This is a genomic window from Acidaminococcus sp. AM05-11, assembly GCF_003472805.1.
In the GTDB taxonomy this organism is placed as follows: domain Bacteria; phylum Bacillota; class Negativicutes; order Acidaminococcales; family Acidaminococcaceae; genus Acidaminococcus; species Acidaminococcus hominis.
The window spans coordinates 1-20976 of record NZ_QRMX01000031.1 but is presented as its reverse complement, the minus strand read 5'-3'; the positions used below and the strand labels follow the sequence as shown (position 1 = coordinate 20976).

The 20976-nt window shown below is 53.4% G+C and carries 20 protein-coding genes; 16 read left to right on the top strand and 4 right to left on the bottom strand.

All coding sequences use genetic code 11. The features are described from left to right. Window positions 1-582: 582 nt before the first annotated feature. Window positions 583-1017 carry a Fur family transcriptional regulator gene (locus DW089_RS09910; protein WP_105326414.1) on the bottom strand — a complete coding sequence of 145 codons (435 nt, stop codon included), beginning with the start codon at window positions 1015-1017 and terminating at the stop codon, window positions 583-585. Window positions 1018-1501: 484 nt separating this feature from the next. Next, window positions 1502-2041, bottom strand: a complete 540-nt coding sequence (locus DW089_RS09905; RefSeq protein WP_105326413.1) for a flavin reductase family protein — start codon at window positions 2039-2041, stop codon at window positions 1502-1504. A 124-nt stretch (window positions 2042-2165) separates the two neighbouring features. On the opposite strand from DW089_RS09905, the gene DW089_RS09900 reads away from it, so the two are divergent. Further along, the gene (locus DW089_RS09900; protein WP_105326412.1) at window positions 2166-3677 is read left to right on the top strand and encodes an inorganic triphosphatase; all 1512 of its coding nucleotides are present in this window, start codon (window positions 2166-2168) and stop codon (window positions 3675-3677) included. 104 nt (window positions 3678-3781) lie between these two features. On the opposite strand, the gene DW089_RS09895 is transcribed toward DW089_RS09900, so the two are convergent. After that, window positions 3782-4843 carry a hypothetical protein gene (locus tag DW089_RS09895; RefSeq protein WP_105326411.1) on the bottom strand — a complete coding sequence of 354 codons (1062 nt, stop codon included), beginning with the start codon at window positions 4841-4843 and terminating at the stop codon, window positions 3782-3784. Window positions 4844-4981: 138 nt separating this feature from the next. Here DW089_RS09895 and clpB point away from each other — a divergent pair, with 138 nt between their 5' ends. Further along, a complete protein-coding gene (gene clpB / locus DW089_RS09890; RefSeq protein ID WP_105326410.1) occupies window positions 4982-7525 on the top strand; it encodes an ATP-dependent chaperone ClpB in 2544 nt (847 codons plus the stop codon). A gap of 49 nt (window positions 7526-7574) precedes the next feature. On the opposite strand, the gene DW089_RS09885 is transcribed toward clpB, so the two are convergent. Then, window positions 7575-8189 carry a hypothetical protein gene (locus DW089_RS09885; RefSeq protein WP_105326409.1) on the bottom strand — a complete coding sequence of 205 codons (615 nt, stop codon included), beginning with the start codon at window positions 8187-8189 and terminating at the stop codon, window positions 7575-7577. Window positions 8190-8349: 160 nt separating this feature from the next. On the opposite strand from DW089_RS09885, the gene DW089_RS09880 reads away from it, so the two are divergent. From DW089_RS09880 to DW089_RS09815, 14 genes are all read left to right on the top strand, one after another. Continuing rightward, on the top strand, window positions 8350-9336 hold the full coding sequence (locus DW089_RS09880; protein WP_105326408.1) for a hypothetical protein: 987 nt from the start codon (window positions 8350-8352) through the stop codon (window positions 9334-9336). A 31-nt stretch (window positions 9337-9367) separates the two neighbouring features. After that, window positions 9368-10732 (top strand): phosphomannomutase, encoded by a 1365-nt coding sequence (locus tag DW089_RS09875; protein WP_105326407.1) that lies wholly within the window; start codon window positions 9368-9370, stop codon window positions 10730-10732. An 11-nt stretch (window positions 10733-10743) separates the two neighbouring features. Continuing rightward, on the top strand, window positions 10744-11733 hold the full coding sequence (gene galE / locus DW089_RS09870) for a UDP-glucose 4-epimerase GalE (RefSeq protein WP_105326406.1): 990 nt from the start codon (window positions 10744-10746) through the stop codon (window positions 11731-11733). A 4-nt stretch (window positions 11734-11737) separates the two neighbouring features. Further along, on the top strand, window positions 11738-13678 hold the full coding sequence (locus tag DW089_RS09865; RefSeq protein WP_105326405.1) for an ATP-binding cassette domain-containing protein: 1941 nt from the start codon (window positions 11738-11740) through the stop codon (window positions 13676-13678). Then, on the top strand, window positions 13675-14361 hold the full coding sequence (locus tag DW089_RS09860; protein WP_199614832.1) for a uracil-DNA glycosylase: 687 nt from the start codon (window positions 13675-13677) through the stop codon (window positions 14359-14361). The genes DW089_RS09865 and DW089_RS09860 overlap by 4 nt, the downstream gene beginning before the upstream one ends. Before the next feature lie 11 nt (window positions 14362-14372). Beyond that, window positions 14373-15140 (top strand): threonine/serine exporter ThrE family protein, encoded by a 768-nt coding sequence (locus tag DW089_RS09855; protein WP_105326403.1) that lies wholly within the window; start codon window positions 14373-14375, stop codon window positions 15138-15140. An 8-nt stretch (window positions 15141-15148) separates the two neighbouring features. Further along, entirely contained in the window at window positions 15149-15628 is a 480-nt protein-coding gene (locus tag DW089_RS09850; protein WP_105326402.1) for a threonine/serine exporter family protein, read from the top strand. Between the two features lie 36 nt (window positions 15629-15664). Then, complete coding sequence (locus tag DW089_RS09845) at window positions 15665-16639, top strand: ComEC/Rec2 family competence protein (RefSeq protein ID WP_105326401.1); 975 nt, start codon at window positions 15665-15667, stop codon at window positions 16637-16639. 12 nt (window positions 16640-16651) lie between these two features. Further along, on the top strand, window positions 16652-16999 hold the full coding sequence (locus tag DW089_RS09840; protein ID WP_105326400.1) for a cupin domain-containing protein: 348 nt from the start codon (window positions 16652-16654) through the stop codon (window positions 16997-16999). Between the two features lie 313 nt (window positions 17000-17312). Next, complete coding sequence (locus DW089_RS09835) at window positions 17313-17621, top strand: L7Ae/L30e/S12e/Gadd45 family ribosomal protein (RefSeq protein ID WP_370450912.1); 309 nt, start codon at window positions 17313-17315, stop codon at window positions 17619-17621. A 66-nt stretch (window positions 17622-17687) separates the two neighbouring features. Then, window positions 17688-18071: a 30S ribosomal protein S12 gene (gene rpsL / locus DW089_RS09830; RefSeq protein WP_012939266.1), complete on the top strand. Its 384-nt coding sequence runs from the start codon at window positions 17688-17690 to the stop codon at window positions 18069-18071. A gap of 46 nt (window positions 18072-18117) precedes the next feature. After that, window positions 18118-18588 carry a 30S ribosomal protein S7 gene (gene rpsG / locus DW089_RS09825; RefSeq protein ID WP_105326398.1) on the top strand — a complete coding sequence of 157 codons (471 nt, stop codon included), beginning with the start codon at window positions 18118-18120 and terminating at the stop codon, window positions 18586-18588. A gap of 23 nt (window positions 18589-18611) precedes the next feature. Continuing rightward, window positions 18612-20699, top strand: a complete 2088-nt coding sequence (gene fusA / locus DW089_RS09820) for an elongation factor G (protein WP_105326397.1) — start codon at window positions 18612-18614, stop codon at window positions 20697-20699. A gap of 29 nt (window positions 20700-20728) precedes the next feature. Next, the coding region (locus DW089_RS09815; protein ID WP_233547519.1) for a GTP-binding protein at window positions 20729-20976 on the top strand (248 nt) is incomplete at its 3' end.

The following is a 20976-nucleotide window of genomic DNA, read 5'->3' as shown; positions in this document are numbered from 1 at the left end:
ACCAAACATCCTTTGGAAGGATTTGGGGATGTTTGGATGCGGCCGCAACGCTTGCAGGAAGCGTTCTATGCCGCTACTGGTCAAGTAATAGACTTAGGGTAGTGCAAGTATTTACAAACTATGCTGCTTTGCGGTGCCCGTTTTGCACATGACTCGTATAGGCCTAAGACTGGCCCCTGAGCGGTTCGCTGCCAGCCAATCATTTTCGCCTTACAGGCTCAATTCTTGGGCAGCTATCGCATGGGCCTTATTGACCAAACAGCCACTTGTAGAATTTGTCGGGCTATTTGGATGCGGCCGCAAAGCGTGTAGGGGCCGTCAGTCCGCAGGACTGACTGAGGAAGTTTGTTAGATACGGTTATAAAGAACAAAAAACGACTTGCGAACTCTTTTGAGCTCGTAAGCCGTTTTTTCTTTTGGGGTAAGTATTATTTCACACCCCCTTTTTTCTGCGGCCGCAGACGGGCCGCAGAAAAAAATCCATAGTTCCAGGCTGTACAACCTTAGATACTATGGATAAAAAATATGAAGTTGGCGGGCTGCCGGCTCTGGCAGCCCGGACCCCGCAAAAGGCGCTAGGCCTTATTGCCTGGGGGATGCTTTTTGACAGTCCGGGCACAGGCCCAGGAAATACGTTTGATGGCGATAGATCAGGAAGCCGCTTTTATCTGCCACTTCATCATCAAAGGCCTTCTTGTAGTCCCAGTCCAGATTGAAAATCCGGCCGCAGGTTTCGCAGCGAATATGGGCATGCGGACGGGTATCCACATCGTAGCGCATAATGCCGTCACCCACATCAATCATGCGGACTAGGCCTATACGGCAGAAAAAGTTCAGCGCCTGGTAAATGGTTGCAAAGCTCAGCGTAGGCATTTGCAGCTTTACATCCTCATAAATTTCCATGGCAGTGGGGTGACGATCAGGATCGGATAGTGCTGCGTATACCTCCAGCCGCTGCGGGGTGATCTTTAACCGCATTTCTTTCAGACGCTGGGCCAGCTCTTCTCGTGTTAACATGGTAGTAGCCCCTCCTTTGGACTCATCGGCGGGAAACGAAGCCGGCTAAGGAAGTTCCGTTTCCAAGAATTATACGTAAGTTTCTGAAATATATACAAGAACCATTTTAATAATAGCTTTTAAGAAGAAGATTGTCAATAAAAACAGCGTAGAGATTTCTTATAGCCGATACTCGAAAAATGTTATCAATCAACAAAAGTCCCGAAGAAAAGCACAGTTTTTCCTCAATATAGATGCAAAGCGTGCATATTTTTATTAATATTTTCCATATATGGCATAATTTTTACCGATTGGACACAAGAATAAAAATATTTTTAAGGGAAAAAACACAGAAAAAAATTTTTTGACGAGTTTACAATTTTTATCATATATGTGTAAAATTCTTAACATTTCTGCATGGTAAAAAAGGAAAGCTGAAAACGGCCCCGGGAATAGTTAACCTAAAAAAGGATGCACCCGAAGGCACATCCTTTTCTTTGCAAAACTATTCTTCCAGATAGGCAGCCACGATTTCGCCCATAATGGTGAAGTGGGTGTCCTGGGTGTCACCGCTGGGCAGCGCCGGGGTGACCGTGGGGTAGAATCTGGCTTTGCTGGCTTCATCAGTGAGTTGGTCCAGATCCTGCTTTTGGATATAGATGACCTTGCATTCCAGGGTCAGGGGCAGTTCTTTGATGGCAGGAACGCTGACTTTTTCTCCGGGAACGGTGGTTAAGCCCAATTCCTTGATTTTGTCCAGGTCCCGGCCGGATTTGGAACCGGCAATTTGCAGCACCTTGGGGTCCAGGGCGCCGGTGGGTACGTTAATGGTAAATTCCCGGGTACGCTCCAGCAGGGGCCAGGTGTACCGGCTTTCCCGGACGTAGGCAGTGAAAACGGGTTTGCCCCAGTTGACGCCCAGGCTGCCCCAGCCAATAATCATGGTGTTGGTTTTGGTGCCTTCCTGGGTGGTAAGCAGGATGCCCTTGGGCAGGGCTTTTAAAATGGTTTCTGCCGCAGCAAAAACATCAATGGGTTTCTTCATGCAAATTCCTCCTCTATATACTGCACAATCAGTTTCATTATAACAAATCAAGTCAAGCTGTATGTCTTCTGCAACCAGGTTACGTATGATACAATAGTACAAGAAGACGAGGAGAGTGGCTTTTATGGCAAACGGACAAGAAAAGGAAATCAAATTGGTATCAACCCCGGCGGGACGCAAAAAACTGCTGCAGCTTCCCCTGGTAAAGGAAAAGCTGATTGCAGGCAGCCGGCATGAGCTGGCCCTGGTGAACCGATACTACGATACAAGGGACCAGAAGCTGACCCGGACGGGAATGGCCTACCGGATCCGCCGGACCAACGGCAAGGCGTTTGAAGCCACCGTGAAAACCCGGGGAGAAACGGTGAACGGGTTCTCCGCACGGCAGGAGTATACGGTGCAGCTGGAAAAGGAGCAGCCGGTGCTGGTGGGCTTTGCCCCCCAAATGGATGAAAAGCTCCAGACCCTTTTGACGGAAGACGAGCTGCTGCCGTTATTTACCGTGGAGTTTACCCGAAAAGTGGCGCTGCTTCAGCTGACCAAGAGTACGGTGGTAGAAGTGGCGGTGGATACGGGCAGCATCCAGGCTGGGGACAGTACGGAACCCATTGAGGAAATCGAGCTGGAAATCAAAAAGGGCCGGGAAAAGGACCTGCTGCGCTTTACGGCGGCCCTGTCCCGGGAAATTCCCCTGCTGCCGGAAGAACGCAGCAAATTCCAGCGGGGACTGGCACTGCTAACCCCGGACCGGGGGCTGTGGCAAAAACAGGCCCGGTACAGCTGTGAGGCGGGAATGCCGCCGGAAGGGGCTTGGCGGGGTCTTGTGGCTGCCAGCCTCGGCGGAGCCCTGGATCAGCTGGAACAGCGGCGCCGGGACCCGGAAGGTTTTTCCTTGGAAGAATATCAGGAGCAGCTGGCAGCCTGCCGGGGTCTGTGGCAGTTGGGGGAGGACTTTCTTTCCGGTACCTCCTGGCAAAAGGGGGACACGATTCTGCAAGGGCTTCTGAAGCTGCCCTTTGATCAGCAGGCCCTTCCTGAAGAAAAACGGCTGGAAGACCTTTTGGCTCGCCAGGAAGGCCAGCCTCTGCAGGAAGCAGCCCAATGGCTGAAACGCCAGGGCGCGGAGCTGGAACAACAGGGCAGCCGGTACTATGCCCAGGCCGCCGCCGCAGGCCTGTGGCAGCTGCTGTACCTGTCCACCCTGGCGGTGGAAAACCAGGAGGTGCAGCACCTGGGGGACCTGCGGACCCGCTACTGGAACAAGTGGCAGCAGGAGGCCCGGCTGCTTAGTGAAAGCGGCAATCCCAGCCCTTTGGCTGCCAGGGAGAATATGGCGTTGCTCAGCGGCCTCTTGGTGCTGGAAGAAGCTTTGTCCGGCTCGTTGGGCAAAAAGAAGCTGGTGAAGGCCGGGAAAGCCTACCAGGCTGCCTGGTACAAGGTCTGCCGGACCTGCGCCCAAATCGAAGCCTATCAGGCTGGCGCCCAGAAAGAGCGGGTGCGCCGGCTGGGCTTTGCCCTGTGCTATGCGGCAGGCTGGGAAAGCGCCGGGGTGGAAAAACAGCTGAAAAAGGCGGAGAAGGCCGGAAAGGCCCTGCGTAAGGAAATCCAGCGCCACGCTGAAATTAGTTTGGGCTAGGAGAAAAAAATAAAAGTCAAAAAATCAAAAAAGTATTTGACTTTTTGACTTTTAAAGTTTACAATAAGACCCAGGAAGTGAGAAGAGCTTCCTGGGTGATTTTTTTAGAACAAGAATATAAGCAGAAGCAGAATGACAATGACCGCCAGAAGTCCGATGCCCACCATGCCCAGCTGGGTAAAGCGGTGCATGAGGATTTCGGAGTTCAGGAGGGAGTAGCAGCGCTGGAGCACATTGATTTTGTTGTTGATGTTCTCCCGCCAAACGGAAGTATGGAGCAGGTACATGTACCGGGAATAGACCCGGGCGTTGAAAATGTCCTCGGTAACCCTAAGGGCGTTGTCCACGTTCCCCGTCAGCACGCTCATGTCCGCCATAACTTCCAAAAGGTGACGGCGCAATTGCCGGAAGGTGCGCAGGCGGCCCGGTCCTTCGGGACGGCTGGCCCCGTCGATTTCCGCGTAGGTCTGGTCAATGGCCCGGTTGAGGGCGGCGTCGTAATAGCGCAGCTCCAGGAACTGGGCATTGGCAAATTCCAGCAGGTCGGGCAGGTCCATGCTGCCGGTCTTATCGTACAAGAGGGCGGTATCCCAGGTGAGATACACCACATCGTCCGGACCGTAGGAGAACCGGTTGGCCAGGGCGTGATCCCGGGTTTCCTGGCTGAGGCTGGCTTTTTCCTTCATAATGAGGGGAGCCCAGTCCCAATCGGGCAGGGGATCCCGGAAGTAGTACACCACAAAGTCCTCGTCAAACTCGGAAATACGCATTTTGGTGCAGGCGGGCTTGATGGTATCGGTGACTCCATCGATAAATTCCCGGACATCTTCCTTGGGCAGGGCTCCTAAGGCAATGGCCAGGTCCCGGTATTGGGTATAGGTGATGTCTTCCGGTACATCCAGATGGAAAATCAGGCTGACTACCCCGATATCGAAAATCCGGGCTTTGACTTCGGTCAGGTACTCCTGGCCGGCCAGGGTCAATTCGTGACTGCCCAGTTCCACCAGTACAGGCGGATCTTTAAAGGTAATGGATTGGGGAGAAACCTTCTCCAGGCGCAGACGGGAGGCAATCTTGTTCCGGCTGGTCCAAAGGGCTTCTACCAGATTCAGATTGATTTCGTCGGCTACGTCAAACAAATGGTATAAATAAATGGACGAATTCATGATGTCCTCCTTGTGGACGGGTAAAAAAAGTATAATTCCATTACATTTCTATTCGTTGCAGAAGTGAAAATTCCTGCTTGTTTACAGAAAAAGTGCTATAACAATATGCTATGAAGAAGTTTTGCGGAGGTGTTGGATATGCAGGCAGAACGCTTGAATGATGAAGTTAAAAGTTTACTGGAGGCAGCCCAGCAGCAGGCCGTGATGAACTACCATCAGGAGCTGAGCACGGTGCATCTGCTGTCCGCCATGTGCAGCCAGCCGGACGGGTTTTTCAAATTTGTCCTGAAAAGCCTGCACGTGGATGAGAATGCCTTTAACCGGGATGTGGATCACCTGCTGAAGGAGATCCCTTCCGTGAAGGGTACGGATCAGCTGAGCATGAGCACGGGCCTGGCCCGGGTGTTTGCTCTGGCCCAGAAGGCTGCCGGGCAGGGAGAGGTGACCCCTTCCCACCTGCTGGCTGCTTTGTGTGACGATGGGGACAGTGAAGTAGTTTCCCTGTGCCACAAATACGGCATTACCCGGAGTGCCATCCGGGACCTGGTGGGCAAGTACCAGGGAGGCCAGGATGCAGAAGAAACCAAGAAAACCCTGGAAAAATACGGCCAGGATCTGACTGCCAAGGCCAAAAAAGGCAATCTGGACCCGGTCATCGGCCGGGATGATGAAATCCGGAGAACCATTGAAATCCTGTCCCGCCGGAAAAAGAACAATCCGGTACTGATTGGTGAACCGGGCGTTGGCAAGACCGCCATTGTGGAAGGCCTGGCCCGCCGGATTGTAGCCGGCGATGTGCCGGAATCCCTGAAGAACAAGACCCTGTACGCACTGGACCTGGCCTCTTTGGTGGCCGGTGCCAAGTACCGGGGCGAGTTTGAGGAACGGCTGAAAAAGATTTTGAAGATTGTTTCCGATTCTGCCGGTCAGATTATCATGTTCATTGATGAACTGCACACGGTGGTAGGAGCCGGGGCTTCCGAAGGCTCCATGGACGCAGGCAACATCCTGAAGCCCATGCTGGCCAGAGGGGAACTGCGCTGCATTGGCGCCACCACCCTGAATGAATACCGGAAATATATTGAAAAGGATTCCGCTCTGGAACGTCGGTTCCAGCCTGTCATGGTCAAGGAACCCAGCGTGGAAGATACCATTTCCATCCTGAGAGGGCTGAAGGAACGGTACGAGGTGCATCATGGGGTGCGGATCAAGGACTCCGCCCTGGTGGCAGCTGCTACTCTGAGCAACCGGTATATCAATGAACGGTTCCTGCCGGATAAGGCCATCGACCTGGTAGATGAAGCCGCTGCCCGTCTGCGGACGGAAATCGACTCCATGCCTACGGAACTGGACGAAAGCCGGCGCCGGATTCTGCAATTACAGATTGAGGAACAGGCTCTCAGCAAGGAAGACGATCCCCAGTCCAAGGACAGAATGGAGAAAATCCAGGAGGAACTGAAACAGCTGAAGGCCGACAATGACAAGCTCATGGCCCAGTGGAAAGAGGAAAAGAGCGGCATTGCCAAGGTGCGTCAGGTCAAGAAGGAAATGGACAACGTGAAGAAGGAAATGGAAGAAGCGGAACGTTCCTATGACCTGAACAAACTGGCTGAACTGAAATACGGCCGTCTGCCGGAATTGCAGAAACAGCTGGCTGTCCTGGAAAAGGAAGAACAGTCCGACAAACGCCTGCTCAAGGAAGAAGTGGACGAAGACGATATTGCCAAGGTGGTCAGCACCTGGACCGGTATCCCTGTCAGCCGGCTGGTGGAAGGGGAAAAGAAGAAACTGGCCCATTTGGCAGAAATCCTGCACAAACGGGTGATTGGCCAGGACGAAGCTGTCCAGGCTGTTACGGAAGCTGTAATCCGGGCCCGGGCCGGCATCAAGGATCCCAACAAACCCATTGGTTCCTTTATCTTCCTGGGACCTACCGGGGTGGGCAAGACCGAACTGGCCAAAGCCCTGGCAGAAGTGCTCTTTAATGATGAAAAGAGCATTATCCGGATTGATATGAGCGAATATATGGAGAAGCATACGGTATCCCGTCTGATCGGGGCGCCTCCTGGCTATGTTGGCTACGAGGAGGGCGGCCAATTGACGGAAGCGGTGCGGCGGCATCCGTACTCCGTGGTGCTGTTTGATGAAATCGAAAAGGCCCACGCAGATGTGTTCAACGTACTGCTGCAGGTCCTGGATGACGGCCGGCTTACCGATGGCCAGGGCCGGAATGTGGACTTCAAGAATACCTTGATTATCATGACCAGCAACCTGGGTTCCCATGAGATTATGGAAAACAAGGGCCAGATCGGCCGGGAAGAAGTACGGAATATGCTGATGAAGTTCTTCCGTCCTGAATTCCTGAACCGGGTGGACGACATTGTGGTCTTTAAGCCTCTGGAACCCGAACAGATTAAGAGCATTGTGCAGCTGATTCTGAAGCAACTGGGTGACCGGCTCCATAGCCAGATGGAACTGACGCTGACGGCTTCGGACGAGGCGGTGGATTACCTGGCCAAGACCGGGTTCGATCCTGCCTTTGGTGCCCGTCCGCTCAAGAGATTGATTGTACACACCGTGGAAACGGTGGTCAGCAACAAGATTGTGGCTGGGGACATCAAGAGCGGCGATGCCATCGAAGTGGTGCTGAAGAATGGCCAGATCGATGTAGTGGTGAAATAAACAAAAAAATAATGGTGCGCAGGAATGCGCACCATTATTTTTTATGCCGTTATTTGCCGTTTTCAGTCAGGGTATCGGCCGCTTCCCGGACAATCTGTTCCAGCAGCTCCTGGGAGGTTTCCTTGGTGCTGGTACGGGCGTCGGTGTATTGGCAGATGGCCTCGCCGTTTTTGGTGGCCAGGAAGGTTACGCTGGCGTAAGCTGTGCCGTCCGGTCCCTTTTTCTTGTCTTCTTTGTCTTTCTTGGTATCCTTCTTGTCCTCCGCTGCAGCGGTTTCCTCAGCGGCTGCTTGGGCAGCTGCTTCCTGGAGGGCGGACTGGGAAGGTTCCGTGCCTACGTAGTTGACCATAACCTGCAAGCTGATGGTCTGGCGCAGTTTTTTGTCAGGCAGCATCACCGGGTTGGTGTACAGGGTAACGCCTTCCTTATCCAAATCCTTCTGCAGCTTCAGATAGGTTTGCCGTACTGCGTCCTCATCCCGGACGAAGGAAGGATGATCCTGCCGGAAAGCCGCATCCCGCCGGCTAAGATCCTTCAGGTATACCACCTTTACTTTGTTAAAGGAAAAGCTGTCGCTCTTCCAGCCGCTTTTTTCAGCACCCGCGGTAAGGGGCACGGACAGCAGCGTTACCAAAAGAGCAGCCAAGGCCAGAAATTTTTTCATGGGTGATCCTCCTCGTAGTTTTTTACAAATACCATTTTACAACGGATGGGAACGTGTTTCAATGTCTTTTCGTTTTGACTCAGAAGGAAAATCGGGCTATAATTTGTACAGTTACAATTGTACCAAACAGGGGGTAAGGTGCGGGAAAAGAGGGATTTGCATGGCAATACCAATTTTTGTGTGGGCCGCAGCCGGAATTGGCGCGGCAGGATTAAAACTGTACAAGAGCGCCACCAGCTCTGAAAACATGGTGAAAAATGCCATTGAACGCTACAATGAGGAACGGTTCAAGTTCTATAAGAAAATGGAGGAGCTGCTGCCCCAAGTGGAAGCTTTGGCCCATTTGAAACTGGATACCTGGCATCATTATGAAGAGGTTTTTGCCATTCTGGACAAGATTGAAAACCTTCCTGGCCACTATACGTACAAAAGTCATAAGAATATGCACCTGCTGCCCCAGGACGTGCGGAAACTGCGCCGCATTGCCCGGGTGGTGGACCGGATCCGGGACCAGAAGCTGGATACGGAAGGCACGGGCATGCTGACCATTTTGGCTTTGCACGGGGGAGCTGCCAGCTCCTACAGCCAAAATGAGCTGGAACGGGACGAATCCCGGCTGGTGATGGAAAAAATCATGGACCAGCCGCTGTACACCTCCGAGGTGACGGCACTGGACGAAATGAGCGTCATCGAACGGATTATGGGCTTTCCCAAGGTGCTGCGCCCCGGCTATTTTGCCGGCAAGGACGGCAGCAAGATGACCCGGGAAGAAGCCCTGAAGTTCAAGACGGAAACCGATACCCAGTCCCTGCTGCTGGCGGACGTGGAAGCCCGGACCGCCCGGCTGGTGGAAGTGGTAACCCATGTGCTCAAAACCATGGAAACCCTGAAACAGGAACACGATGACCAAATTGGCTATTTGCAGGACCTGGCTGCCCGCAAACCGGACTACGAAGGCTTTACCCTGGAAGAGAAAGACCGGCTGAACTTTGTCATGGCCCTGGGCTTTGTGCTTAGGGAACTGGCGCGGACGGACATTGTCATCAAAAACGGCAATGTGACCATCATCAACCGGACGGGGCTTAGGACGCCTTTGGGCAAGGCCCAGGACCTATTGCCCCTGGATACAACTCCCTTAAATTATTAAGGCGGGAAATAGAATTATTGGAGGAACCTACGTGATCAGTACCAAAGCATTTAAAGCGTACGATATTCGGGGCATTGTGCCCACTGAAGTCAATGAAGAACTGGCCTACCGCCTGGGGCGGAGCCTGGCCTTTTACCTGAAGGCCAAGCACCTGGTGATCGGCCATGATATCCGGCTCAGCGGACCGGCCCTCAGCAAGGCTGCCGCAGAAGGTATGCGGGACGGCGGCGCCAGCGTCTGGGATTTGGGCCAGTGCGGCACGGAAATGATGTATTTTGCCACCGCCCACCTGAAAGCGGACGGAGGCATGATGGTTACGGCCAGCCACAATCCCAAGGACTATAACGGGATGAAGCTGGTCCGCTCCGGTTCCCGGCCCATTTCTGCGGATACGGGGCTGAAGGATTTGGCAGACCTGGTGTCCGCTGAAGATTTTGAGACCCGGGTGCCCAAGGCGGAAAAACGGGGCGATTACGAAGAAGTCAACATTATGCCCAGCTATGTGGACCACCTGCTGACCTATATCGACAGCTCCCGGCTGCTGCCGCTGAAAATTGTGGCCAACCCGGGCAACGGCGGTGCCGGGCCTGTAGTTAAGGAACTGGCCAAGCACCTGCCCTGCCGCTTTGTAATGATCAACGATACCCCTGATGGGAACTTCCCCAACGGGGTGCCCAACCCCCTGCTGCCGGAAAACCGGCAGGCTACGGCGGCTGCGGTAAAGGCAGAGAAAGCCGACCTGGGCATTGCCTGGGACGGGGATTTTGACCGCTGCTTCTTCTTTGACGAAAACGGCCGTTTCATTGAAGGCTACTATCTGGTAGGGCTTCTGGCCCAGTACTTCCTGCAAAAGCATCCGGGCAGCAAAATCTTGTACGATCCCCGGCTTACCTGGAATACGGAAGACATCATTGCCCGGTTTGACGGCAAGCCGGTGCGCTGCAAGAGCGGACACGCCTTCATCAAGGAATGCATGCGCCGGGAAGGGGTCTTGTACGGCGGAGAAATGAGCGCCCACCACTATTTCCGGGATTTCTCCTACTGCGACAGCGGGATGATTCCCTGGCTTTTGGTGATTGCCCTGATTTCCAGTTCCGGTCAGCCTCTGTCCCAGCTGGTGGACCAGCGGATCCAGGAATATCCCTGCAGCGGGGAAATCAACCTGGAGGTGGAAGACGCCGACCAGGTGCTGGAAAGCCTATCCGCCCGGTTCAAGTCCGGCATCCAAGACCGGATGGACGGCCTGAGCGTGGTCTACAATGAATGGCGCTTCAACCTGCGCAAATCCAACACCGAACCGGTGGTCCGCCTGAACGTGGAAACCCGGGGCGATGGACAGCTGCTGAAACAAAAGACCCGGGAAATGCTGGACCTGATTGGCGGCAAACGGGTATAGGAGGAAATACATTGAACGTACTAGTAACAGGGGGAGCCGGTTACATCGGCTCCCATGTGGTAGAGGAGCTGGTCCAGAAGGGCTATACTCCTTTTGTTTATGATAACTTCAGCACCGGTCATGTGAATGCGGTGCCGGAAACGGTCCAGCTGATTGAAGGGGATATCCACGATTTCTCTTTCCTGAAGCATATTATGGGCCAGTATGAAATCGACGGGGTGCTCCACTTTGCTGCCAGCAGCCAGGTGGGGGAATCCATGGTGAACCCGGGGAAATACTACTACAATAATGTAGCGGGCACCCTGGGCCTTTTGGATGCCATGCGGGAAGCAGGCGTGGACAAGCTGGTATTTTCCTCTACGGCGGCCGTGTATGGGGAACCGGAAGCGGTGCCTATTACGGAGGATATGCCCTTAAAGCCCACCAATGTGTATGGCCGCACCAAACTGATGATTGAAAAGATGCTGGCGGACTACAGCAGTGCCTATGGTCTGAACTACGTGGCCCTGCGCTACTTTAATGCAGCCGGCGCAGCCCTTGCCGGCAATATCGGGGAAGACCACCGGCCGGAAACCCACCTGATTCCCCTGATTCTCCAGGCAGCCCAGGGCAAGCGGGACAGCGTGTCCATTTTTGGTACGGACTATCCCACCCCCGACGGCACCTGCCTGAGGGATTATATTCACGTCAAGGATCTGGCTTCTGCCCATGTGTTGGCCCTGAACCATCTGGCAGAGGGCGGCAGCAGCCGGGTGTACAACCTGGGCACGGAAAACGGGTTCTCCGTCCGGGAAATCATTGACGCCGTGAAGAAGGTTACCGGCCGGGACTTCACCGTGAAGGAAGAAGCAAGACGGGCTGGGGATCCGGCCAAATTGATTGCTTCCTCCGCCAAAATCAAAGAGGAGCTCCATTGGCAGCCCTGCCACAGCACCATCCAGGAAATCGTCACCACTGCCTGGCGCTGGCACGAAGGGCATCCCAACGGATACGAAGAATAGAGGTATGGATATTTTAGTCACCGTGGACGGCTTGAAGAAAAGCTTCGGCGTCCACGATATTTTTAAAAATGTAAGCTTTACCATCCGCCAAGGGGAAAAGGTGGGATTAGTAGGCGTCAACGGCAGCGGGAAAACTACCCTGCTGCGATGCCTGCTCCAACCGGACTTTGCCGACGGGGGCACGGTGAAATTTGCCGGGGAACTGCGACTGGGCTACGTCCAGCAGGGTTTCAACGACTTCCGGGAGGAAACCATCTGGGAGTTTATGCAGGGAGCCTGCCCGGATATCCTGGCCCTGCGGCAGAAAATGCGGGAATTGGAAGAAGCTGGGGGCACGGCCCAGGGGGACGAACTGCAGCAGGTCCTGGACCAGTACGCCCGGACGGAAAACCGCTATGCCCATTTGGACGGTTACCATTACGAAAGCAATATCAAAAAGGTCCTGACAGGTCTGGGGTATCCGGAAGAAACCTGGAATGACCGGGCGGACAAGCTGTCCGGCGGTCAAAAGACCCGGCTGATGCTGGCGGCGGCCCTGGTAAACTCCCCCGACCTATTGGTCTTGGATGAACCTACCAACCACTTGGACATTGTTATGAGTGAATGGCTGGAAAAATATTTGCAGGAGTTTCGGGGCGGGGTCCTGGTGATCTCCCATGACCGGGCCTTCCTGGACCATGTAGCCGAGGAAATCCTGGAAATGGAGGGGGGCACCCTGCACCGCTACAAGGGCAACTATTCGGCCTATCTGGAGCAGAAATCCATTCAGGTGCTGTCCCAGACCCGGGCCTACGAAGCCCAGCAGGAATATATCGCCAAAACGGAAGAATACATCCGCCGCTATAAGGCGGGCATCAAAAGCAAGATGGCCCGGGGCCGCCAGTCCCAGCTAAACCGGCTGGAACGGATTGAGGCTCCGGTAAAGGAAGAAGAATTTGAGCTGCGGCTGCCCCATGCGGCAGAGTCCGCGGAAAAAGTCATTATGCTGGAGCATCTGGACGTGGGCTATCCCGGCACCCTGCTGCTGAAGGATGTGGACCTGACCCTGCGCCGAGGCGAAAAGGTGGCCATTATCGGCCCCAACGGCTGCGGGAAATCCACCCTTTTGAAGACCATCCTTCAGGATCTGCCGCCCCTTAAAGGGGAGGCCAGGATTGGCAACCGGGTGAAGATTGGCTACTTCTCCCAGAGCTACGAGCGGCTGGATGAAAAGCAGACCATTATGGAAAACTTCCTGACGGAATATGGCTACACCGACGAACAGACCCGGCGGCTTTTGGGCAGCATGCTGTTCCACGGGGACGATGTGTTTAAGGTCATCGGTACCCTGTCCGGGGGCCAAAAGGCCCGGCTGGTGCTGCTCAAGCTGGTACTGGACGGGGCCAACTGCCTGCTCCTGGACGAACCCACCAACCATTTGGATATTGCTGCCAAGGAAGCGGTGGAAGCAGCCCTGGAGACCTTTGACGGCACGGTGCTGCTGGTCAGCCACGACCGTTATCTGGTCAATGAGATTGCCGGCCGGATTTGGGCCGTGGAAAATGGCCGCGTAACGGACTACAAGGGCAACTACGATTTCTACCAGGAAGAAAAGGCCAAACGCCAGGGAATGGGAACAGCGGCTGCGCCGGCTGCCCCGAAGGAAACGAAAAAAGAGGCTCCGGCTCCTGCCCAAAGGGAGGCGGTCCCTGCTGCCCCGAAGGCGGAGGAACCGAAGAAACCGGCCTACAGCCCGGCAGAAGCGGAAAAGCTGCTGCCCCAGGTGGAACTGAAAATCCGGGAATATGAGGCCCTGCAGAAGGTCCTCAGCGGCCAGATTGCCGACCCGGCCAACCAGCAGGACTTGGAAACCAGTACCAAACTGGCCAAGGAATACGAAGAACTTAGTGAGATTTTGGACGGGCTGATGACCAAATGGGAAGCCCTCATGGAGTCGTTAGAATGACCATTAAAGAATTTATTGCAGCCCTGCAGCAGGTGCACTCAGAAACCAGCTTCAATCCCTGGGCGGACTATGATCCTTCCTGTGATATTGGGCCCCAGGCGCCGCTTATCCGGGCGGCCAACCTGAAACGGTACCTGGAACTGCGGCAGGAGGCCCGCTATCTGTTTATTGCCGAAGGCCTGGGTTACCAGGGAGGCCATTTTTCCGGCATGGCCATGACCAGCGAGCGGATCCTTTTGGGCCACCATCCGGACGTACGGCCGGAGGTGGTGCTGGGAGATTGGGACTACCGGCGGACCAGCAATCCGGAAAGTCCGCTTTTAAACAAAAAACAGAAGGAGCAGGGGTTCAACGAACCCACTGCCACCATTATGTGGGGGGAGCTGGCCCATCAGCAGCTGGCCTCCTTCCAGACCATTCTTTGGAATATTTATCCTTTTCATCCCTATAAGCCCAGCGGCATTTTGACCAACCGGACCCCCACAGGGCCGGAATTGGACCAGGGCATTGTATTTGCCCGGATGCTGCTGGACCTGGTGCCGGGGATGCAGGTGATTGCCATCGGCCGGAAAAGCGCCGGGACCCTGGAAAAATACGGGGTGCCCTGTGCGGCGGTGCCCCATCCCTCCATGGGCGGGGCCAACCGGTTCCGGGCGGCAGTGGCGGAACTGTTTCAGCGGTAAAGGAGACAATTATGGCAAGTACTTTGGCGGCGATGAGCAAGGAGCAGGTGCTGAAGATTGCCCTGACGGCAGGGAAAATCCTTTTGTGCAGCGGGGCAGAAACCTATCGGGTGGAAGATACCATGCTGCGCATCTGCCACGAAGGCGGCATGAACAATGTGGCGGCCTTCTGCACTCCGTCCCTGGTGATGCTGGGCCGGGAAACCCTGGAAGGGGACAGCCTGATGTACCGGATTACCAAACGGGGCACCAATCTGACGCTGATCAGTGAAGTCAATGAAATGTCCTATGCCATGCCCCATTGGGACAAGAGCTTTGAAGAAACCATGGACCAGCTGGAGGAAATGCTCCACCGGCCCCCTCGGCCGGCCTGGGAGGAAATCTTTTGGTCCGGGCTGGCTGGGGCCTTTTTTGCGGTGGTGCTGGGCGGCGGCTATTTGGAGTTTACCGCAGCCCTTTTAGGCTCTCTTTTGTCCATGGCGTTTGTCAAGGCAGTCTCTCCCTTTGAACCCAGCAACTTCTGGGAAACCACGATGGCAGGGGCTATTATCTGTCTGGTGGCGGTACTGTTCCGCAAGGCTCTGCCGGATACGGTAATGGAATTGGCCATTGCCGGGGGCGTGATGCCCTATTTGCCGGGGATGGCTTTTACTAACGGGATTCGGGACTTTATGGCCGGGGATCTGCTCAGCGGCACCTGCCGGGCCGGGGAAGCGATTTTCCTGGTGGGCGGGGTGGCTATTGGCATAGCTACCGTTCTGGGCGTTCTGTATATGTAGGAGGACCTATGCCGCTAGCTGTAACCATTGTAATCAAGACCATCTTCTCGTTTTTTGCTACCGTAGCTTTCGGGAAGCTGTTTGACTGCCCCAAAAACTGCCTGTACAAAGCCGGCTTTGTAGGGATGGTGGGCTTTGGGGTTTATATTGTGCTGCTTAGCGGGCTGGGGCTTAGCTCCATGCTCAGCAACTTTGCCGGCACTGTGGCACTGTCCCTGTGCAGCGAGGTGTTTGCCCGCTGGTACCGGCAGCCGGTGCCTATCTTTTCCATTCCCGGGGTGATTCCCCTGGTGCCCGGACTTCCTTTGTACCGGGCCATGAACTATACCATGCTGGATTCCTACAGCATGGGGATGCATACCTTTATCGGAGCGGCCCTGGATGCTACGGCCATTGCCATTGGCATCCTTTTGGTGTCCGGTCTGGCCAAGGTATGGAAAACCAGCAAAAAATTGGTAAAACAAAAACGCCGGAGCAGTCGTCTTTGATTGCTGCGGCGTTTTTGGCAGAAAGGAGCGAAATTGATGAAAAAATGGCACGGAATTTGGGGTAAGGTGGCCAGCCTGCTGCTGGCCCTGCAATTTTTGCTGGCGGGCTGCGGTCTGAGCCAGGGGACGGGCAGTAAACCCAGTCCCAGCCCTAAGGCGGGAACCCAGGCGGTAACGCCCATTAAGCCTCCGGCTCACGAGGCCACCCTGGTTCAAAAGGTAGATGGACCGTTAAAAATCACCATGCTCAGCGTGGGGAAGGCGGACAGCATCTTGATTCAGGTGGACAAGAAGAATTACCTGGTGGATACGGGGCTGTTTGAGGACGGCAATACCCTGGTGGCCCGGCTGCGGAAACTGGGTGTGAATTCTCTTGATGGCCTGTTCCTGACCCACCCCCACAAGGACCATATTGGCGGGGCGGTGGCCATTCTGAACAGCCTCCACGTGGAGCATGTGTACTACACCAATGTGGTCAATCCCCAGTCGGGGCTGATGAAAAAGGTCAAGAAGCTCATTGAGGATAAGCACATTGACGCAGTGCTGGTGACGGCGCCCATGGATATTCCCCTGAAGAACGGGGCTTCCTTTAAGGTCTTTTGGCCGGAGAAGGACCATCTAACGGTGCCCGGGGATACCAACGTGAATCCCAACAGTATGGTCATGCGCTTTACCTATCAGGATTTCACCATGATGTTCACCGGAGATGCCTACACCCAGACGGAAGCCAAGATTATGAGCCTGTACGATGCCAAGGAACTGAAAAGCGACGTGCTGAAGGTGGGGCATCACAGCAGCAATACGTCAAGCTCCATGAATTGGCTGAGAACGGTGAAGCCCATGGTGGCGGTAATCAGCTGCGGCAACGAACCGGGCACCCGGAAATATCCCAACAAAACTGTGCTGAAACGGTTGAAGACCGCCGGCGCAAAGATTTATAATACGTATGACAACGGTGACATTACCATTATCTCCAACGGCAGTGAGTATGCAGTCACCACGGAAAAATAGGGAGGCGTTCTTATGGCAGTTTATACGAAACTGGAAAAAGTCGTGAAGGAAAATCCGGGTACCGGCACCATTATCCGGGAAGTGATCATGGATCCCGCAGCTTTTGGGGGAGCCAACGAGATGTTTGCCCAAATCACCCTGCACCCGGGCTGCGCTGTGCCCCTGCATAAGCACGAGGGCAACAACGAAACCTACTACCTGCTGAAAGGGGAAGGGGAATACACCGATGAGGACAAGAAGGTGGCCGTAAAGGCCGGGGACGTAACCTTCTGCCCGGACGGAGGCACCCATGCCTTGTATAACACCGGCAAGGACGATCTGGTGTTTATTGCCCTGATTGCCAATACGTTAAAGAAATAAAACTTTTGTCTCAAGCAAAGAGAGCTGTGAAAAATACCTTGGCGTTTTTCGCAGCTCTTTTCGTTATCCAGAAAAAATAAATTTGAAAACTTTTTGTGAAATATTGGGGCCGCGGGGAAGAAAAAAGGTTTTCCGTTCTAAATTTGTTGCGATTTCCATCCAATTTCAGGGAAAAAGTCCCAGGAAAAACCCGGGAAAAATGCGGGTTTCTAGGGTTTATGATACACTAGGCACTGTGTAAAGAAAGAGCGGCTTAAAATCGTGCCAAAAGGCCATAAAAAACGAAAAAAATTCTTGACATGGGGTGTCAAGAATGTTACAATACTCGAGTGTCACAGGGGTTACTATGTCTTTCGGAGGTGTGAAATTGTTTCTCGCAGACGTGAAAAACGGCTCGCCCGTTGTTGTTGGTGTGAAGCAGTCCCAGAAAGCCATAGCCAGAGGTCAGGCTGTGGGAGCGCTGATTGCCCTGGATGCGGATGAACATGTAACGGGGCCCATCAAGGCGCTGTGCGAAGCTGCTGGCGTAAGACTGGAAACAGTCTCTACCATGCAGGAGCTTGGCAAGGCCTGCGGCATCCACGTGGGAGCATCCGTAGCCGCTGTACTCAAAACCCGGTAGAATCTTCTGCCCTGCAGAAGGTTTTTATAATCATTAAATCTTATACTCGAGAAAGGAGGTGCCGGAATGCCTACAATCAACCAATTGGTTCGTAAAGGTAGACAAGTAATTACTCAAAAATCAACGGCGCCAGCATTAAAAAATTCACCACAAAAACGTGGTGTCTGCACGAGAGTGTACACCACCACTCCGAAGAAACCTAACTCCGCACTGCGGAAGGTTGCTCGTGTCCGTCTGACCAATGGTATTGAAGTCACTGCCTATATTCCTGGTATTGGCCATAACCTGCAGGAACACAGCGTTGTTCTGATCAGAGGCGGCAGAGTAAAGGATCTTCCCGGTGTTCGTTATCACATCATTCGCGGCGCATTGGATACCGCCGGTGTTGCTGATCGCAACCAGGGCCGTTCCAAATATGGCGCTAAGCGCCCGAAAGCAGCTAAGAAATAATTTTGGCTGGCACGCAGAATGATAAATAACGAAGGAGGAAATACAGATGCCGAGAAAAGGTCCTGTAACTAAAAGAGACGTATTACCGGATCCAGTATATGGTTCCAAACTTTTGACCAGATTCATCAACAAAATTATGCTCGACGGTAAAAAAGGTGTTGCCGAGCGTATCGTATATGACGCTTTTGATTTGATCCACTCCAAGACGGGTAAGGACCCCATGGAAGTTTTCGATACTGCCATGAAGAACGTAATGCCTGTTCTGGAAGTTAAAGCACGCCGGGTGGGCGGTGCCAACTACCAGGTTCCTGTTGAAGTAAGAGCCGACCGCAAAACGACTCTGGGAATCCGTTGGCTGGTCAACTATTCCCGTCTGCGCGGAGAAAAAACCATGTATGAACGTGTTGCCGGCGAACTGATGGACGCTGCAAACAACACGGGCGCTTCCGTTAAGAAACGTGAAGACACTCATAAGATGGCTGAAGCAAACAGAGCGTTTGCCCATTATCGTTGGTAAGATTCATTAAGGAGGAGTAATTCGTGGGTAGAGAGTTTCCCTTAGATAAAATCAGAAACATCGGCATCATGGCTCACATCGATGCTGGTAAAACTACTACCACGGAACGTATCCTGTTCTACACCGGCAAGACTCACAAGATCGGTGAAGTTCACGATGGCGCTGCCACCATGGACTGGATGGTTCAGGAACAAGAACGTGGTATTACGATTACTTCCGCAGCTACGACCTGTCATTGGAAAGGCCATTCCATTAACATCATCGACACCCCGGGGCACGTTGACTTCACCGTAGAAGTTGAACGTTCCCTGCGTGTACTGGATGGTTCCGTGGCCGTATTCAGCGCCAAAGGCGGCGTTGAACCCCAATCCGAAACGGTTTGGCGTCAAGCGGAAGAATACAATGTACCCCGTATCGCTTATGTAAATAAGATGGATACCACCGGCGCTGATTTCTTCAATGTTATTCAAATGATGAAAGATCGCCTGGGTGCAAATGCAGTTGCAATTCAAGTACCTATCGGTGCTGAAGATACTTTCGAAGGTCTGATCGACCTGGTAAAGATGCAGGCAATTGTTTACGGAGACAAGCTGGGCAAGGAAGAAGAATTCGAACCCATTCCGGAAGCCTATGTTGAAACCGCCCAGAAGTACCGTCAGGTCCTGCTGGAAGCTGTTGCTGAAAGCGACGATGACCTGATGGAAAAATATCTGGAAGGTGAAGACCTGACGGAAGAAGAAATCAAAGGCGCCATCCGTAAGATGACCTGCCAATGCAAACTGTATCCTGTAACCTGCGGTTCTTCCTACAAGAACAAAGGCGTACAGCCCCTGCTGGATGCCATCGTTGATTACATGCCTTCTCCTCTGGATGTTCCTGCCATCAAAGGCACCAACCCTGAAACGGGCGAAGAAGAAGAAAGACCTTCCAGCGACTCTGAACCGTTCGCTGCTCTGGCCTTCAAGATTGCAACTGACCCGTATGTAGGCCGTCTGGCATTCTTCAGAGTGTACTCCGGTACCCTGACCGCCGGCTCCTATGTATATAACGCCAATAAAGACAAGAGAGAAAGAATCGGCCGTATCCTGCGTATGCACTCCAATCACCGTACGGAAATTGAAGAAGTTTTCGCTGGTGATATTGCAGCAGCTGTAGGCCTGAAGGATACCAGCACCGGCGATACCCTGTGCGATGAAAAAGCACCGATTATCCTGGAATCCATGGTATTCCCTGATCCTGTAATCTCTGTTGCTATTGAACCGAAAACCAAAGCCGACCAAGAAAAGATGGGCGTTGCCCTGGGCAAACTGGCTGAAGAAGATCCGACCTTCCGGATTCGCACGGATGCCGAATCCTCCCAGACCATCATTTCCGGTATGGGCGAATTGCACTTGGATATCATTGTTGACCGTCTGAGAAGAGAATTCAACGTAGACTGCACCGTGGGCAACCCGCAGGTAGCTTACAGAGAAACCATTCGCAAGAGCGTCAAATCCGAAGGTAAGTTCGTTCGTCAGTCCGGTGGTAAAGGTCAGTATGGTCATTGCTGGCTGGAACTGACTCCGCTGCAACCGGGCGAAGGCTTCAAGTTCGAAAACAAGATCGTGGGCGGCGCTATTCCTAAAGAATACATTGCTCCTGTTGAAGCAGGTGTTAAGGAAGCTATGGAAAACGGCGTTGTTGCTGGTTACCCGATGGTTGATATCGGCGTTACCGTATACGACGGTTCCTACCACGAAGTCGACTCCTCTGAAATGGCATTTAAGATTGCCGGTTCTATGGGCTTCAAGTCCGGTGCACAGAAAGCAAACCCTGTTCTGCTGGAACCGTACATGAAAGTCGAAGTTGTCATCCCTGAAGAATACATGGGTGATGTAATCGGCGACTTGAACTCCCGTCGTGGCCGTATCGAAGGCATGGAAGCCAGAAGCGGTGCCCAAGTTATCACTGCTTTCGTTCCTCTGTCCGAAATGTTCGGTTACGCAACGGACCTGCGTTCCAAGACTCAGGGCCGCGGCAACTATTCCATGGAAGTAGATCACTACGAAGAAGTTCCTAAGAATATTGCTGAAGCAATTACTGCTAAAAACAAAGGAAACGCACAGGACTAAGACCTGTGATCAATTAGGAGGAAATAACAATGGCTAAAGAGAAATTCAATAGAACCAAACCCCATGTTAACATTGGTACCATCGGTCACGTCGATCACGGCAAGACCACTCTGACTGCTGCTATCACCAAAGTTCTGGCTGAACGCGGCGGCGCTCAGTTCATGGACTACAACATGATCGATAAGGCTCCTGAAGAAAGAGAACGTGGTATCACTATCAACACTGCCCACGTTGAATACGAAACCGAAAAAAGACACTATGCACACGTTGACTGCCC

Coding starts and splice junctions, on each gene's coding strand:
- DW089_RS09910 (WP_105326414.1), bottom strand. CDS start 1,017: ATGTTAACACGAGAAGAGCTGGCCCAGCGTCTGAAAGAAATGCGGTTA.
- DW089_RS09905 (WP_105326413.1), bottom strand. CDS start 2,041: ATGAAGAAACCCATTGATGTTTTTGCTGCGGCAGAAACCATTTTAAAA.
- DW089_RS09900 (WP_105326412.1), top strand. CDS start 2,166: ATGGCAAACGGACAAGAAAAGGAAATCAAATTGGTATCAACCCCGGCG.
- DW089_RS09895 (WP_105326411.1), bottom strand. CDS start 4,843: ATGAATTCGTCCATTTATTTATACCATTTGTTTGACGTAGCCGACGAA.
- clpB (WP_105326410.1), top strand. CDS start 4,982: ATGCAGGCAGAACGCTTGAATGATGAAGTTAAAAGTTTACTGGAGGCA.
- DW089_RS09885 (WP_105326409.1), bottom strand. CDS start 8,189: ATGAAAAAATTTCTGGCCTTGGCTGCTCTTTTGGTAACGCTGCTGTCC.
- DW089_RS09880 (WP_105326408.1), top strand. CDS start 8,350: ATGGCAATACCAATTTTTGTGTGGGCCGCAGCCGGAATTGGCGCGGCA.
- DW089_RS09865 (WP_105326405.1), top strand. CDS start 11,738: ATGGATATTTTAGTCACCGTGGACGGCTTGAAGAAAAGCTTCGGCGTC.
- DW089_RS09860 (WP_199614832.1), top strand. CDS start 13,675: ATGACCATTAAAGAATTTATTGCAGCCCTGCAGCAGGTGCACTCAGAA.
- DW089_RS09855 (WP_105326403.1), top strand. CDS start 14,373: ATGGCAAGTACTTTGGCGGCGATGAGCAAGGAGCAGGTGCTGAAGATT.
- DW089_RS09850 (WP_105326402.1), top strand. CDS start 15,149: ATGCCGCTAGCTGTAACCATTGTAATCAAGACCATCTTCTCGTTTTTT.
- DW089_RS09845 (WP_105326401.1), top strand. CDS start 15,665: ATGAAAAAATGGCACGGAATTTGGGGTAAGGTGGCCAGCCTGCTGCTG.
- DW089_RS09840 (WP_105326400.1), top strand. CDS start 16,652: ATGGCAGTTTATACGAAACTGGAAAAAGTCGTGAAGGAAAATCCGGGT.
- DW089_RS09835 (WP_370450912.1), top strand. CDS start 17,313: ATGTTACAATACTCGAGTGTCACAGGGGTTACTATGTCTTTCGGAGGT.
- rpsL (WP_012939266.1), top strand. CDS start 17,688: ATGCCTACAATCAACCAATTGGTTCGTAAAGGTAGACAAGTAATTACT.
- rpsG (WP_105326398.1), top strand. CDS start 18,118: ATGCCGAGAAAAGGTCCTGTAACTAAAAGAGACGTATTACCGGATCCA.